This is a genomic window from Cognatitamlana onchidii (assembly GCF_004804355.1).
GTDB lineage: Bacteria > Bacteroidota > Bacteroidia > Flavobacteriales > Flavobacteriaceae > Cognatitamlana > Cognatitamlana onchidii.
This window is the reverse complement of sequence record NZ_SRWZ01000003.1, coordinates 444119-458231: the sequence shown is the minus strand read 5'-3', so window position 1 is coordinate 458231 and position 14113 is coordinate 444119. Positions and strand designations below refer to the sequence as shown.

Genomic DNA, 14113 nt, shown 5'->3' with positions numbered 1-14113 from the left:
AACCAAATTGAAACAAAATAAGCAGTATTTAAGATGAGACATTTTAGTAGTTTTTTGATTTTTTTAGTTTTTTGTAGTTATACCATAGCGCAAGATATTAATCAATATGATGATCAAGGAAAACGTCATGGCATTTGGGAAAAAACGTTTGAAGGCACAAATATTATTAGGTATCAAGGACAGTTTAAGCATGGAAAAGAGGTAGGCACGTTTAAGTTCTATAAAAATATAAGAGGTAAATCTGTGTTAAGCGCAACAAAAGTTTTTAATAGTGAGAACGATAAAGCTGAAGTAACCTTTTTAAGTTCAAAGGGTAAAGTTATTAGTGAGGGTGTGATGGATGGAAAGACTTACGTTGGAACCTGGAAGTATTATCAAAAGAATTCAAATGAGCTTCTTACAATAGAACACTATAACAATCAAGGAGAATTAGAAGGAGAGCGTCTCATTTATTATCCGAACAGGCAAGTATCAGAGAAGCAGAACTACCTTAATGGAAAATTAGATGGTTTAATAGTTTGGTACTCAAAAAGTGGTATTGTTCTAAAGGAAATGCTGTATGAAAAAGGAGAGCTTCATGGTGCTGCGAGATTTTTTAATGCTTCAGGGCAACTAATATGCCAAGGCCAGTATAAAAGAGATAAGAAAGATGGAGTTTGGAAGTATTATGAGCGCGGTGAATTAGTGCGAGAAAAAGATTTTACTTATTACCCTAAATACAAAAAGAAAACCCCCTAAAGCTAGGGGGCCTCTTTTTCATAGACAATGTTTAGAGGGAATGACTAAAGTGATTGCCTACAAATCAACAAACCAAACTAAAATCTTATTTTATGGTAAGGCTGGAAGTAATACTGTATCTAAAACATGTATAACTCCGTTACCAGCTTGTACATCTACTTTAATAATTCCAATACCTTCGTTTCCTGCTCCATCTTTAACATCTGCTATATTAGGAGAAGTTCCTGGCAAAGTAATTGTAATCATTTGACCGTTTAACATAGTAGGCGAGGTATCACCTGGATTTGTTAGCATACCAGATGTTACGTTTGCTTCACTAATAACATGGTGTAATAATACTTGGGTTAACACCGTTTCTCCTGGGATCGATTCTAATTTTCCAAAGGCATCATTTGTTGGAGCGAATACCGTAAAGTCTGGATTAATACCATCTGCTGGACTACCTACTTCAGTTCTTGCCAAAATTTCTTCGAATGGAGTTGCAGGTGTAGACGTTGTTAAAGCTGTAAGTAGCGTCGAGAAGTTAGGATCTGCCGCAACAAAGGTTACTACGGTTGGAATACCAATAACAGCATCTATGGCATGAATAACACCATTGGTACCAACTACATCTGCTTGAAATACAGAAGAAATGCCGTTAAAAGTTACTCCAGAAGAGGTGTTAAAATAAAGGTCTATAGGATTGTCTCCAGGACCCGTGGCCGATGTTTTTGCGTATCCAGCACCAAGCGCTACTAAATCCTCAGCTTTCAAAGATCCAGAAATAACATGGTTTAATAGTATTTGTGATAACACGGCTGTATCTACACTTCCAAGATCTGCGCCATCTAAAAATGTTGAGAATGCTGCATTATCTGGTGCTAAAACAGTAAACGGACCAGCACCTCTTAAAACATTTACTAAGTCACCATCTGCTGCACCTAAGGCCGTCACTAAACTTGAGAACGCTGTTGGATTGTTTATGGCGTGGTCAACCACGTCTGGAAGGTCAAGAACAGCATCTATAATATGGATGGTTCCATTTGAAGCTGAAATGTCAGCGGCGGTAACCTTACCAGCATTGTTAAATCTAACGTTGTCTGCAGATGGCGCTTCAAAATAAATACTTATAGCATCGCCATTACTATTTGTTGAACTTCCAGAGGCATAGCCTGCACCGCTAGCAATTAAATCACCGGCTTTAACATCTGCCATAATCACATGATTTAGAAGGATCTGTGCTAGCACATCTGTTGGAACATCATCTAAACCTGAAAACCCTTTGTCGTTCAGGAATGCTGTAAAAGCCGCATTTGTAGGAGCTAAAACGGTAAAAGGACCAGGTCCTTGTAATACATCTACTAAGTTTCCATCAGCTGCTTGAAGGGCAGCTACTAAAGCGGTTAATTCTGGGGTTTCAAGAGCGATTTCAACAATATTTTTCGGTGTTGGGGGTGGCGTTGTCGGATTATCATCATCACTACAAGCGGATAACGTGAATATCGCTAGTATCACTAAACTAATTCGTTTTAAATAATTTAAATTTTTCATGTTTACTATTTTTAATGGTTTGAATTTCAAGATATTTTGTAATTCTGTTTGACAAAAATATAAAATAGTTAAACATAAATCCAAATTTTGTTTCATTTTTTTTTAAAAAAAATAAACAAAATAGTGTTTCATCGATATTTTGTAAATACGCAAGACCGCTAAATTGTTAGAATAATATGTATCTTTGCGACCTAATTTTTGGGTATGAAAAGAGTTGTTATTGGTCTTTCTGGGGGGGTAGATTCCAGTGTAGCCGCGTACTTGTTAAAGGAACAAGGTTATGAGGTGATAGGGCTTTTTATGAAAAATTGGCACGATGATACCGTTACAATCTCAAATGAATGCCCTTGGCTAGACGATAGTAATGATGCTATGTTGGTGGCTGAAAAATTAGGAATACCATTTCAAACTGTTGATTTAAGTGAACAGTATAAGGAGCGAATTGTAGATTATATGTTTCATGAATACGAAAAAGGACGTACTCCAAATCCCGATGTGCTTTGCAATAGAGAGATTAAGTTCGATGTTTTCATGAAAATAGCTATAGAATTAGGAGCCGACTTTGTGGCTACAGGTCACTATTGTAGAAAAGGAATTGTTAAGCACAAAGGAAAAGAAGTCTATCGGCTATTAGCTGGCATCGATAATAATAAGGACCAGTCTTATTTTTTATGTCAATTATCTCAAGAACAATTGTCGAAATCTCTTTTTCCGATAGGAGAATTAACCAAACCTGAAGTTAGAGAATTAGCAACAAAATTAAACTTAGTTACGGCCGAAAAGAAAGATTCTCAAGGGTTATGTTTTATTGGGAAAGTGAAATTGCCAGACTTTCTTCAGCAGCAACTAAAACCAAAAGAGGGTGTTATTGTTGAAATACCAAAAGAACAGGAGATATATAAGGAAGAAGTAAAATACTTTGATTCGAAAGAGCAAGAATTAGCGTATCAGTCTAGAAAGATTCAATATCATACAAGCTTTGGAAAAGTTGTTGGTAAACATCAAGGAGCACATTATTTTACTAAAGGTCAACGTAAAGGTTTAGCCGTAGGTGGAACTATAGAGCCATTATTTGTTATTGATACCGATGTACAGGAAAATGTAATTTATACGGGACAAGGTAAAAAGCACCCGGGTTTGTTAAAAAAAGTGCTTTTTGTCTCGAACGATGAGTTGCATTGGATTAGAGAAGATTTAGCCATTAAGCTTGACAAAACTATGGATGTCATTGCCAGAATAAGATATAGACAACCTCTTGAGAAAGCTAAGTTGTTTAAAGTGGATGCTGGTCTTTACGTTGAATTTGAAAATTTGCAATCGGCCATTACCGAAGGTCAGTTTGTAGCATGGTATGTTGACGATGAATTAATAGGTTCGGGGGTAATTTCATAAGCTATTATCGGTTTTGATTAATAATAGGCTGTCATTCTAAGATGGTCTTCTAAATTTTTAAGGAATTATATAGGTTTTTGTACCTTATTTTGTCAATAAGAGACGATATTAACAATTAATCATTTTGAAAAGCACCTATATCTCTAAAGATAATGGGGTTTTGTATTAGAAACTATTTGTAAAGCATGAATAAGGTAACACAATTATTTGGTATCCAGCATCCTATTGTTCAGGCAGGAATGGTCTGGAATAGTGGATGGCGTTTGGCTTCAGCATCCAGTAATTCTGGTATACTTGGGCTTATTGGAGCAGGTTCTATGTATCCTGAAGTACTTCGTGAACATATACAAAAATGTAAAAAAGCAACGAATAAACCTTTTGGAGTCAATATTCCAATGCTATATCCAAATATAGAGGATATTATGACCATTATTATTGAAGAGGGGGTAAAGATTGTTTTCACATCTGCAGGCAACCCTAAAACATGGACTCGTTGGTTACAAGAAAGAGGAGTAATTGTGGTACATGTTGTTAGCAGTGTTAAATTTGCTCTTAAAGCTCAAGAAGCTGGTGTGGACGCTGTTGTTGCTGAAGGCTTTGAGGCTGGTGGTCATAATGGAAGAGATGAAACCACAACCTTTACCTTAATTCCTATGGTAAAAGAACTAATAAAAGTACCGCTGATAGCGGCTGGTGGTATTGCTACAGGCAGAGGGATGTTAGCAGCAATGGTCTTAGGAGCAGATGGGGTGCAAATAGGGAGCAGGTTTGTGGCAAGTGAAGAGAGTTCTGCCCATCTTGCTTTTAAGGAAGCCGTTGCAGAGGCTAAGGAAGGCGCTACGCAGTTAACACTTAAAGAATTGGCGCCAGTTCGTTTAATGAAGAATGAATTTTATTATCAAGTCCAAGAACTTTATAAATCTTCTCCAACAATTCTGGAGTTAAAAAAATTGCTAGGAAGAGCAAGAGCAAAGAAAGGGATGTTTGAAGGCGATTTAGAAGAAGGCGAGTTAGAAATTGGTCAAATTTCTGGTTTAATTCATGATATTTTACCTGTATCAGAAATTGTAGAAAATATAATGACGGAGTTTGAAGATGTTAAAAATAACGTCTTAAAATATTAAGGCTTTTCTATGAATTAGAACTACGTTCTTAAAAAAAATAGAATTCCCCTAAATTATCCCCTATTTTTGCGCTATGTATTTTTCGGCCTACACAAAAGAGTTTAAATACAATTGGCAATTAGCAGCACCTGTTATGTTGGGTATGTTGGGACATACCTTTGTTAGTTTTATAGATAATATCATGGTTGGTCAGCTGGGAACGGCCGAGTTGGCAGCCGTTTCTCTAGGAAATAGTTTTATGTTTGTTGCTATGTCCTTAGGGATTGGCTTTTCAACAGCCATCACTCCAGTTGTTGCAGCCGCAGATGCTTCGAACAATTTTAAAACAGGTAAGTCCGCTTTTAAGCATGGTTTATTCCTTTGTACGATTATCGGCATCCTTCTTTTTTTATTGGTTTTCTTTTCCAAACCGCTCATGTATTATATGAAACAACCTCCTGAGGTTGTGGCCTTAGCAGGACCCTACTTAGATTTGGTAGCCATCTCACTAATTCCCTTGGTAGTTTTTCAAGCTTTTAAGCAGTTTGGAGATGGTATGTCTATGACCAAGTACCCTATGTACGCAACGCTTTTGGGTAACATTGTTAATGTAATTCTAAACTATCTACTAATTTTCGGAAAGTTTGGTTTTCCTGAGCTGGGTATAGTTGGAGCAGCTTATGGCACCTTAGCATCGCGCGTTATTATGGTTTGGCACATTTGGTATTTATTAAAAGGCAAAGAAAAAACGAACCAGTTTGTTATACGAATACAATTTTTGATATTGGACAATTCAATGCTTAAAAAACTGCTAAACCTCGGGGCGCCCAGTGCTATGCAAATGTTTTTTGAAGTAGCCATTTTTACAGCCGCTATTTGGCTGAGTGGGTTGTTAGGTAAAAACCCGCAAGCTGCCAATCAAATTGCACTAAATTTAAGTTCTATGACGTTTATGGTGGCTATGGGATTAAGTGTAGCTGCCATGATTAGAGTTGGGAATCAAAAAGGGCTTAAGGCCTATTTTGAATTAAGACGAATAGCATTCTCATTATTTTTAATGGGTACACTGTTTGCTATATCGTTCGCTATTATCTTTTTCGTGTTTCATAATCAGTTACCAAAAATTTATGTTGATTATGATGATTTGGACAACCTTTTAGATAATTTAGAGGTGGTTGGTATAGCATCCAAATTATTAATTGCGGCTGCTATATTTCAAATAAGCGATAGTATTCAGGTACTAGTTTTAGGGGCCTTGAGAGGCTTGCAGGATGTGAAGATTCCAACATTAATAACGTTCGTTTCTTACTGGTTGGTTGGTTTTCCCATTAGTTGGTTTTTAGGAAAGGCAGATGTTTATGGTAGCTTTGGTATTTGGTTAGGGTTGTTAGCAGGATTAACTACAGCTGCTATTTTATTGTACATTAGGTTTAATTATTTAACGAAAAGGTTAATTTTGTCAAGCAAAGCGTAAAAATTATGAGTCTTCCAAAGTTTATTTTAGGTGATAATACCGCATTTCCAAATGCTATTTTTGTTGTTCATACAGAGTTTCCGCGATTTATCATCAATCTAGAGAATGATGAGGTAGAATGGTTTGAAGATTTTGATGCTGAAGACCAGAAAGAATTAAAAGTAGAAACTGAAAATGCCATTAAATTGGCTACAGCGTTTTATGATAATGAAATAGCGCAATACGAAGATTAATTTTACGGTAGTGATAGAACAATTATTAAAATACGATACAGAACTTTTTTTGTTCCTGAATAATCTAGGGTCTACTACTTGGGATGGATTTTGGCTAGTAGTTACAGATAAGTTAAGTTCCATTCCTTTATATGCATTATTGTTATTTTTGCTTTACAAGAAGTTCGGGGCAAAATCAATGCTTGTTTTTGTTGTGGTAGTTGCCTTGATGATTACTTTTACTGATCAAATAACAAATGTTTTTAAACGTGGGTTTATGAGACCAAGACCTTGTGGTGAAGCAGATCTTATTGATCAAATGCGGTTTATAGCTGTGAGGTGTGGTAAATATGGTTTTTTTTCTGGGCATTCTTCAAATTCTATGGCTGCAGCTATTTTTGCAGGTTTAACGCTTAAACCATTTTATAAAAACTTGATATACATATTATTAGTATGGAGCCTAATAGTAGCTTACAGCAGAATATATTTAGGAGTCCATTATCCGCTAGACGTTATTTGTGGGCTTAGCTTTGGCGTAATTTCAGGTTGGTTGTTTTATAAAATTTGTCAATACTTGTTAAAAAAGTATAGGGTTACTTAATTAGTTTTAATAAGCAATCTGCAGCAACGAATGGGGTTGTCTTGTTGTTTTCAATCAAAACCAATTGCCTATTTAATTCGTCTTGTATTTTTGGACTTTTAAAAAAATCTGATTTTAGCTGGTTTTCAATAGTTTGTAATAACCAGTGTTTACTTTGTTGCTTGCGCTTACGTTCAAAGTAACCATTATGAGAAGTAATTTCAATAAAATTTAAAATAAGGTTCCAAATATCTGAAACCCCTTCATTATTTAATGCACTGCACAGAGATACTTGAGGTTGCCAGTTGGATTCCTTTTTTGGGTAGAGGTGAAGGGCTCGTTTAAATTCAACTTGAGCAAGTTTAGCTTTTTTTAGGTTATCGCCATCCGCTTTATTTATAACAATGGCATCGGCCATTTCAATGATCCCTCGTTTAATGCCCTGAAGTTCGTCTCCTGCACCTGCCAGTTTGAGCAGTAAAAAGAAGTCTACCATGCTATGCACTACAGTTTCACTTTGGCCAACACCAACCGTTTCAATAATTACGACATCAAAGCCTGCAGCTTCGCAAAGAATTATAGATTCTCTGGTTTTTCGAGCCACACCCCCTAAGGTTTCACCAGAGGCAGATGGCCTGATATAAGCCTTGTCATCTCTAACTAAGTCTTCCATTCTGGTTTTGTCTCCTAGTATACTGCCTTTGGTTATTGAACTACTTGGATCTATGGCTAAAACCGCCACACGTTTTCCAGTATGGGTTAAATGTTTTCCTAGTGCCTCTATAAAAGTGCTTTTTCCTACGCCAGGAACACCAGTTATTCCTATTCTAATAGACTTATTGGCATGTGGTAAGCATGTTTGAATAATATTTTTTGCTAACTCAGTATGCTTAGTATTCTTACTTTCTATTAAAGTAATCGCCCTGCTTAAAGCTGTAATATCTCTATCTAAAATACGAGCCACTATGCTATCTGCATTCAAATTGACTTTTCTTTTTTGTCTAATTTTAGAAATAGATGAACTATTAGCCATTTCATTTTGAGAAACACCTTGCTTGGTACTTAGAGCAGATTTCTTTTTTTTAGACACTTCAGAATGGTTTAACTAAGCAGAAAAAAGGCAAATTCAAATTTACTTTACAGAGCTGTATTTTAAAGGCACTGCTACTTTTACATTATCCCAGGCTAGAGTTAAGAACAAGTTATCGGTAGAATTATCAAACCCTATGGTAAATTGTTCAACGTAGTTATCTAGTTTTTGCACAGGAACTTCAACATTAATCACATCATAATTAGGATCCCACATTGGTTGCATTTGCGCATTGACTCCCCATTTATATTGTTTCGAGTTAAATATTACATTCCATACGGTGTCTTTAGGAACCGTCCAAAGGGTATACTTGCCTGCTTCTAAAGGCATCCCTTCTATGGCTAGCGCTTTATTGGTTTCAAAAGTAGTAGCTTCATTAGCTCCAGTTCGCCATACTTGATTATAGGGAACTAATCCACCAAAAATCTCTCGATCCTTTTTAAATGGTCTATTATAAAATACCTCAAGTTTCAGGTCATTTAATTTATACTCTACTGTATCCTTAGGGCTCAATCTTTGAGCAAATAAATTTTCAACAAATACAGAATATAAAAATAAACCTATAGCAACTACAGATAATAAAATTAATACACGTTTTAAAAAGGAGTTCATAGATAGCAATTTAATAAGGTATAAAGATATTTAAAAAGGAATAACCGCTAAAGTGCAAACGCAGTTTTATTTAGATTTGTTATGATAATGCATAAAAAAATAAATTTTTTGCCACACCTGCATTTTTCAATCGTCTTTAAAATGAACTAACTTATACCAAAAGAAAAACAGCATGTTTCAAGTTGACATTATTGAAAAATGTAAACAAAACAACAGACAGGCACAAATGCAGTTATACAACCAATACTGTGAAGGGATGTATATTGTGGCTAAACGGTTTTTGAAAGATGCTACCGACGCCGAAGATGTGGTACAAGAAGCCTTTATCAAAGCTTTTACAAAACTTCATCAATATAAAGCTGAGGTAACTTTTGGTGCATGGTTAAAACGTATTGTTGTTAATATGAGTATTGATGTCTTAAAGTCTAAGAAGCAGCATTTAGTTGAATTAGATGAGGTGCACCTTAAAGTAGTTGATACAGTTATTGATGACAAATGGTTAGTTGAAGATTCAGTCACATTACAAGATATAAAAGAAGCCATAGAGGCTTTGCCAGATAAGTATCGGTATGTAGTGATGTTGTATTTAATTGAAGGCTATGATCATCAAGAAATTTCCGAAATATTGAAAATTTCAGAAGTAGCTTCAAGAACTCAATTATCAAGAGGAAAGTCTAAATTGCAAGACGCCTTAAAACTTAAAAAGAATGGCACGAGATATTAAAGATTTGTTTAAAGAGGAGCTTAAACTAACTGAGAAAATGCCTGAAAATCATCAAGGAAGGTTTTTAGAAAAGCTCGATCAGGTGTTACCTATTAAGAAAGCACTTTTTCCTAGTTGGATTAAGGTAGCGGCTAGTATTCTTTTGGTATTAGGACTTAGCTATGGTGGTTTTAAATATGTGCAACCAGAAGTTATTGATATGCCAAAGCACAGCGTTGTAAATAATGAAACTAACGCAACTAAAACGCTCGGAGATGTTTCTCCAGGGTTAAAGGAAGTGGAGGATTATTACTTAGCAAGTATAAACCTTGAACTTGCTAAAATGGATCCAACCCCGGAAACCAAAGATCTAATAGATAGTTTTTTAGAACAGTTAAATATCCTCGACATAGAATATCAAAGACTTTCTAAAGAATTAACAAATTCTGGGCCTACAGAGCTAACTGTAAATGCGTTAATTGATAATTTAAAGTTTCGTCTAAACTTATTATACCGTTTGAGATCTCAAATTGAAAATTTTGGAGACACTGAAGCAGATAAGACGGTAGAACAATCTATTTAAAAATCAAAAAATGAACAGAAAATTAATAAAAATAATGCTTTTATCTACGCTGCTTTTTTGCAGCAGTTGGATAATGGCTCAGGAGAAATTAACCAAGGTTTCACAATCTATTAAAGTAAATAAAGATGTTAAAATTGATCTTAATACGAGTCAATGTAACATTATATTCGACACGTGGAACAGAGATGTTGTAGAAGTGGAGGCATATGTAGAAGCCGATGATTTAAGTCCCGATGAATTGCAAGAAGCTCTTGAAGCGTGGGAACTAGATATTGATGCTTCGCTAGATAAAGTGGCTGTGAAAACTGATGGCAGTGGTTATAAAACATGGGTTTATAGTATTGGTCACCATAGAGATGAAGACGTTGTTAAGGCAGTTTTAAAAGAATTACAATATGAGCTTGCCAAGCTACCGGATGTCGAGTTAGATGTAGTAGTTGAGCCGCATGAATTTCCAGAACTTCCAGAATTGCCGGAAATTCCAGAACTTCCAAGGTTGCCAAAATTGCCAGAAGGTGTTAAAGCTATAAAATTTGATTATGAGGCCTATAAGAAAGATGGCGATAAGTATTTAGAATTCTATGCGAAAGAGTTTGAAGAAAAGTACGGTGAAGATTTTGTAAGAGAAATGGAGGCTTGGGGAGAATCATTTAGTAAAGAATGGAAAGATAAATATACAGACAAGATTGAAAAATGGGCAGAGAAGTATGAACAGGAGTTTAATACAGAAGAATTTGTTGAACGTATGGAAACTTTGGGTGAACGCCATGCCACAATTATTGAACAAGAAGTAGAAAGACATGTGGCTCATGCGGAACGCACGGCAGCACGCGCCCAGGAAAGAGCAATGCGAACAAAAGAACGAGCAGTTAGACAGCATGAACGTATTAGGCTGCTGGAAGATCGCCAAGAGGAAATACAAGACTTAATGCTCAAAAAACCCAGTAATAAGGTTAAAAAAACGATAAAGATTAAGATGCCGAAAAAGGCTAAGCTTAAAGTAGATGTACGACATGGGGAGATAGAGTTTGCAAGCGCTATTTTAAATTTAAAAGCAGATTTAGCGTATACAAAGTTTAAAGCTAATAGCATTGATGGAAGTCAAACTTCCATCAATGCCTCCTATTCTCCTGTACAAGTTTCTAATTGGAATTTAGGAAAGCTAAATTTAAACTATGTGGAGCAGGCAGAATTGAATAATGTAAAACACATTGTTTTAAATTCAATATCCTCTAATATTGATGTGACAAACTTACTTGAAAGTGCTATAATAGATGCTAATATTGGAGACCTGAGGATTGATAATATAGGCGATGATTTTACAAGTATGAATATTATTCTTCAAAATGGAGATGCCCTTATAACGCTTCCGAAGGTTGATTGTAGTTTTCAATTTAAAGGAACGAGATGTCGATTTTCACACCCTGAGAAACTATCAAAAGAAAACACGTCCAATTTTTCGTCCGGAAGTCTAGCTTCGGGAAAAAGTATTGTTATTAGCGCTAAGTATAGCAATGTAGTAACTCAATAGCTATTTGGCATCAACTTTCCAGTATGCCATTTTTCTTCTTACCGAAAACCCAAGTTTTTTATATAATTGTATGGGACCTAAATTGGTTTCATCAACATGCAGAAAAGGGATTTTATTATTCCTGAATATCTCATTGGTAGCATGTGTAATAAGTTGTTTAGCAAAACCTTTGCCTACATGTTTTGGATGGGTGACTACAGCACTAATTTCTGTGAAATTTTGCGTTTGCATACGCTCTCCAGCTGCAGCAACCAGTTTGTTGTTTCGGTATATACCATAATATCGTCCTAGCAAAAAAGTTTTTGGTTTAAAAAAATCTGGATATACCATATTGACCAAATCAATTAAATCTTTGTGATGATTACTTTTAAGTTCAACAATATTAGTTGTAATAGGGTGATTTATTTTATTATAATTAATCATTTGTAAGCCTATATATTTTACGGGCTCCTTAAAATGAGCAGGAACCTTTGGTTTATTGCCAACTATATAGAAGGTGTCTATTAATTTAGAATAGGATTCAATGGCAGCAGTGCTATCTTGAGGACCTATAAAGGCTCCAAAAGGGGCGTATTCGGGTGCGTAGAATTTTAGCTTATTAAGTTTTAAACATGGGTCTTGCTGCTTTTCGGTTAATGCAAACCAAACAGGATTATCTAAAACAAATTCATTGGATTTAAACCTAATAATAGACTCTATTTTCTCAATGATAAAAGATATTGGTGTGTTATAATCAAACCAATATGCTGCAGTATTCTTTTTAAACCATGTGAGTTGACGTTTTGCAAATCTTCGCGTGTTTTTTTTAATTTCAGAGATTGCCACATCTATTTCAGTATGACCTTCTAAAGCATTAAAAATTTCTTTATATCCAACCGTATTTAGAGCATTGAGTTCCTTGTACGGTAACAAGGTTTTAGCTTCATCAATCAAACCCTGTTTAATCATAATATCAACGCGCTGATTAATGCGATTATATATGAGCTCTCGTTCCGCAGTTAGCCCAATAGTAATGGTTTTAAAAGGACGTACCCGTTTCTCTTTGTTTAAAAAAGATGAGAAGGGCTGTCTGGTACCGAGACAAATTTCTAAAGCTCTAATAACGCGATGCGGGTTATCAATGGCGATGGTGCGAAACGATTGCGGATCTAATTTTTTTAATTGCTGTTGCAAATACTCTAGTCCCTTTGTTTCTAAATCTGTATTCAATTGGTTTCTTATACTTGAATCTACATCAGGAAAAGTATCAAGACCCTTGGTGACAGCATCAACATATAGTCCAGAGCCACCAACCATAATCACAATATCTTTGGTTTGAAACAAATTCTCTAAGCAGTGCAGAGCCTCTTTTTCAAAAGAACCAACACTGTAATGTTCTTTAATAGATTTGTTGTGAATAAAATGATGTTTAGCTTGTGATAATTCTTCCGATGTTGGCGCTGCAGTACCTATTTGCATTTCTTTAAAAAACTGTCTTGAATCTGCAGAAATAATATCGGTATTAAAGTGTTTTGCAAGCTCAATGCTTAAAGCTGTTTTTCCTATAGCTGTTGGGCCAATGACGGAAATTAGATATTTTGTTTGTGTCTCTATTGCACCTGGTGTTTTGTTGTAAGCAAAGTTAAATTGAAAAAAGGATTGCACAAACCTTTACCCTTAAAATACCTGAATTAGATTAAATGCAGGGCAGGGGCCTTGATTAACTCTTAAGCTTTTTACCACAGTTATAGCAGAATTCAGCACGATCGCTATGGTGTTCTGCTAGGCAGTTTTCACAGGAATGAGAGTTCAGCTGTACATGATCGTTTGGGTGCTTATCATTCTTATGACGGTTGGTGTACTCAGCAGAAACAATGCCTGTTGGCACAGCAATAATTCCATACCCTAAAATCATAATAAGCGCCGCTATAAGCTGCCCAATTGGGGTCACAGGAGCAATATCTCCGAAGCCTACCGTTGTTAGGGTTACAATACACCAGTATACACTAACAGGAATACTAGTAAAACCACTTGCTTCACCTTCTATTAAATACATAAGAGTTCCAAAAATGACGCATAGTATGAGCACTGCAAACAAAAACACCGAAATTTTGGCTCTACTAGCTTTAATGGCTGAAGTAAGCACTTGGGAAGCACCTAAGTACCTTGCCAATTTTAAAATTCTAAAAACGCGCAATAAGCGCAGAGCTCTCAATGCTGCCAGGGCATGGATCCCACCAAAAAGTAAAGAAATGTACTTTGGAATTGTAGACAATAAGTCTATCACACCGTAAAAACTTGTAATATACTTTAATGGTTTTTTTACTGTGATAACTCTTGCAACATATTCAATACTAAACAGAATGGTAATAATCCATTCTGAAATGTTAAGGAAGTTGTGAAATTTGTTATCAAAACTTTCAACACTCTCAAGCATAACCAGTATTATACTGGCAATAATTGCTATCAGAAGAATGATGTCAAATAGTTTACCGGCAGGCGTCTCTGCTTCATAAATAATATCATGAAGTTTGGTTTTCCAGTCCTTCCAACTTTTACTTCTCATATATTCAAAAATAGTGAAGT

At 35.6% G+C, this 14113-nt stretch carries 14 protein-coding genes; 9 read left to right on the top strand and 5 right to left on the bottom strand.

Annotated features, from left to right (window positions below; all coding sequences use genetic code 11):
* The first annotated feature begins 33 nt into the window (after nt 1-33).
* The gene (locus E5D58_RS08250) at nt 34-738 is read left to right on the top strand and encodes a toxin-antitoxin system YwqK family antitoxin (RefSeq protein WP_136481375.1); all 705 of its coding nucleotides are present in this window, start codon (nt 34-36) and stop codon (nt 736-738) included.
* A 90-nt stretch (nt 739-828) separates the two neighbouring features.
* Here the strand turns inward: E5D58_RS08250 and E5D58_RS08245 are convergent, their stop codons facing one another.
* Nucleotides 829-2268, bottom strand: a complete 1440-nt coding sequence (locus E5D58_RS08245; RefSeq protein WP_136481374.1) for a fasciclin domain-containing protein — start codon at nt 2266-2268, stop codon at nt 829-831.
* 204 nt (nt 2269-2472) lie between these two features.
* On the opposite strand from E5D58_RS08245, the gene mnmA reads away from it, so the two are divergent.
* From mnmA to E5D58_RS08220, 5 genes are all read left to right on the top strand, one after another.
* Nucleotides 2473-3660, top strand: coding sequence for a tRNA 2-thiouridine(34) synthase MnmA (gene mnmA / locus E5D58_RS08240; protein WP_136481373.1), 1188 nt, complete (start codon nt 2473-2475; stop codon nt 3658-3660).
* Between the two features lie 185 nt (nt 3661-3845).
* Nucleotides 3846-4784: an NAD(P)H-dependent flavin oxidoreductase gene (locus E5D58_RS08235; protein ID WP_136481372.1), complete on the top strand. Its 939-nt coding sequence runs from the start codon at nt 3846-3848 to the stop codon at nt 4782-4784.
* A gap of 73 nt (nt 4785-4857) precedes the next feature.
* Complete coding sequence (locus E5D58_RS08230; protein ID WP_136481371.1) at nt 4858-6237, top strand: MATE family efflux transporter; 1380 nt, start codon at nt 4858-4860, stop codon at nt 6235-6237.
* 5 nt (nt 6238-6242) lie between these two features.
* Nucleotides 6243-6470, top strand: coding sequence for a hypothetical protein (locus tag E5D58_RS08225; protein WP_136481370.1), 228 nt, complete (start codon nt 6243-6245; stop codon nt 6468-6470).
* Between the two features lie 10 nt (nt 6471-6480).
* Nucleotides 6481-7050, top strand: a complete 570-nt coding sequence (locus E5D58_RS08220) for a phosphatase PAP2 family protein (RefSeq protein WP_136481369.1) — start codon at nt 6481-6483, stop codon at nt 7048-7050.
* On the opposite strand, the gene meaB is transcribed toward E5D58_RS08220, so the two are convergent.
* Together meaB and E5D58_RS08210 are read right to left on the bottom strand one after the other, a co-directional pair.
* Nucleotides 7043-8119 (bottom strand): methylmalonyl Co-A mutase-associated GTPase MeaB, encoded by a 1077-nt coding sequence (gene meaB / locus E5D58_RS08215; protein WP_235835870.1) that lies wholly within the window; start codon nt 8117-8119, stop codon nt 7043-7045. The genes E5D58_RS08220 and meaB overlap by 8 nt on opposite strands.
* Nucleotides 8120-8161: 42 nt before the next feature.
* On the bottom strand, nt 8162-8731 hold the full coding sequence (locus tag E5D58_RS08210; protein WP_136481368.1) for a DUF2911 domain-containing protein: 570 nt from the start codon (nt 8729-8731) through the stop codon (nt 8162-8164).
* 172 nt (nt 8732-8903) lie between these two features.
* Here E5D58_RS08210 and E5D58_RS08205 point away from each other — a divergent pair, with 172 nt between their 5' ends.
* Genes E5D58_RS08205 through E5D58_RS08195 form a run of 3 tightly spaced genes read left to right on the top strand, consistent with a single transcriptional unit; the run spans nt 8904 to nt 11548 of the window.
* The gene (locus E5D58_RS08205; RefSeq protein WP_136481367.1) at nt 8904-9455 is read left to right on the top strand and encodes an RNA polymerase sigma factor; all 552 of its coding nucleotides are present in this window, start codon (nt 8904-8906) and stop codon (nt 9453-9455) included.
* A complete protein-coding gene (locus E5D58_RS08200) occupies nt 9439-10017 on the top strand; it encodes a hypothetical protein (RefSeq protein WP_136481366.1) in 579 nt (192 codons plus the stop codon). Before E5D58_RS08205 ends, E5D58_RS08200 begins: the two co-directional genes overlap by 17 nt.
* Nucleotides 10018-10027: 10 nt before the next feature.
* Entirely contained in the window at nt 10028-11548 is a 1521-nt protein-coding gene (locus E5D58_RS08195) for a DUF4097 family beta strand repeat-containing protein (protein ID WP_136481365.1), read from the top strand.
* On the opposite strand, the gene miaA is transcribed toward E5D58_RS08195, so the two are convergent.
* Nucleotides 11549-13192: a tRNA (adenosine(37)-N6)-dimethylallyltransferase MiaA gene (gene miaA / locus E5D58_RS15195; RefSeq protein ID WP_136481364.1), complete on the bottom strand. Its 1644-nt coding sequence runs from the start codon at nt 13190-13192 to the stop codon at nt 11549-11551.
* Between the two features lie 55 nt (nt 13193-13247).
* Nucleotides 13248-14093: an ion transporter gene (locus tag E5D58_RS08185; protein WP_136481363.1), complete on the bottom strand. Its 846-nt coding sequence runs from the start codon at nt 14091-14093 to the stop codon at nt 13248-13250.
* Between the last annotated feature and the right edge of the window lie 20 nt (nt 14094-14113).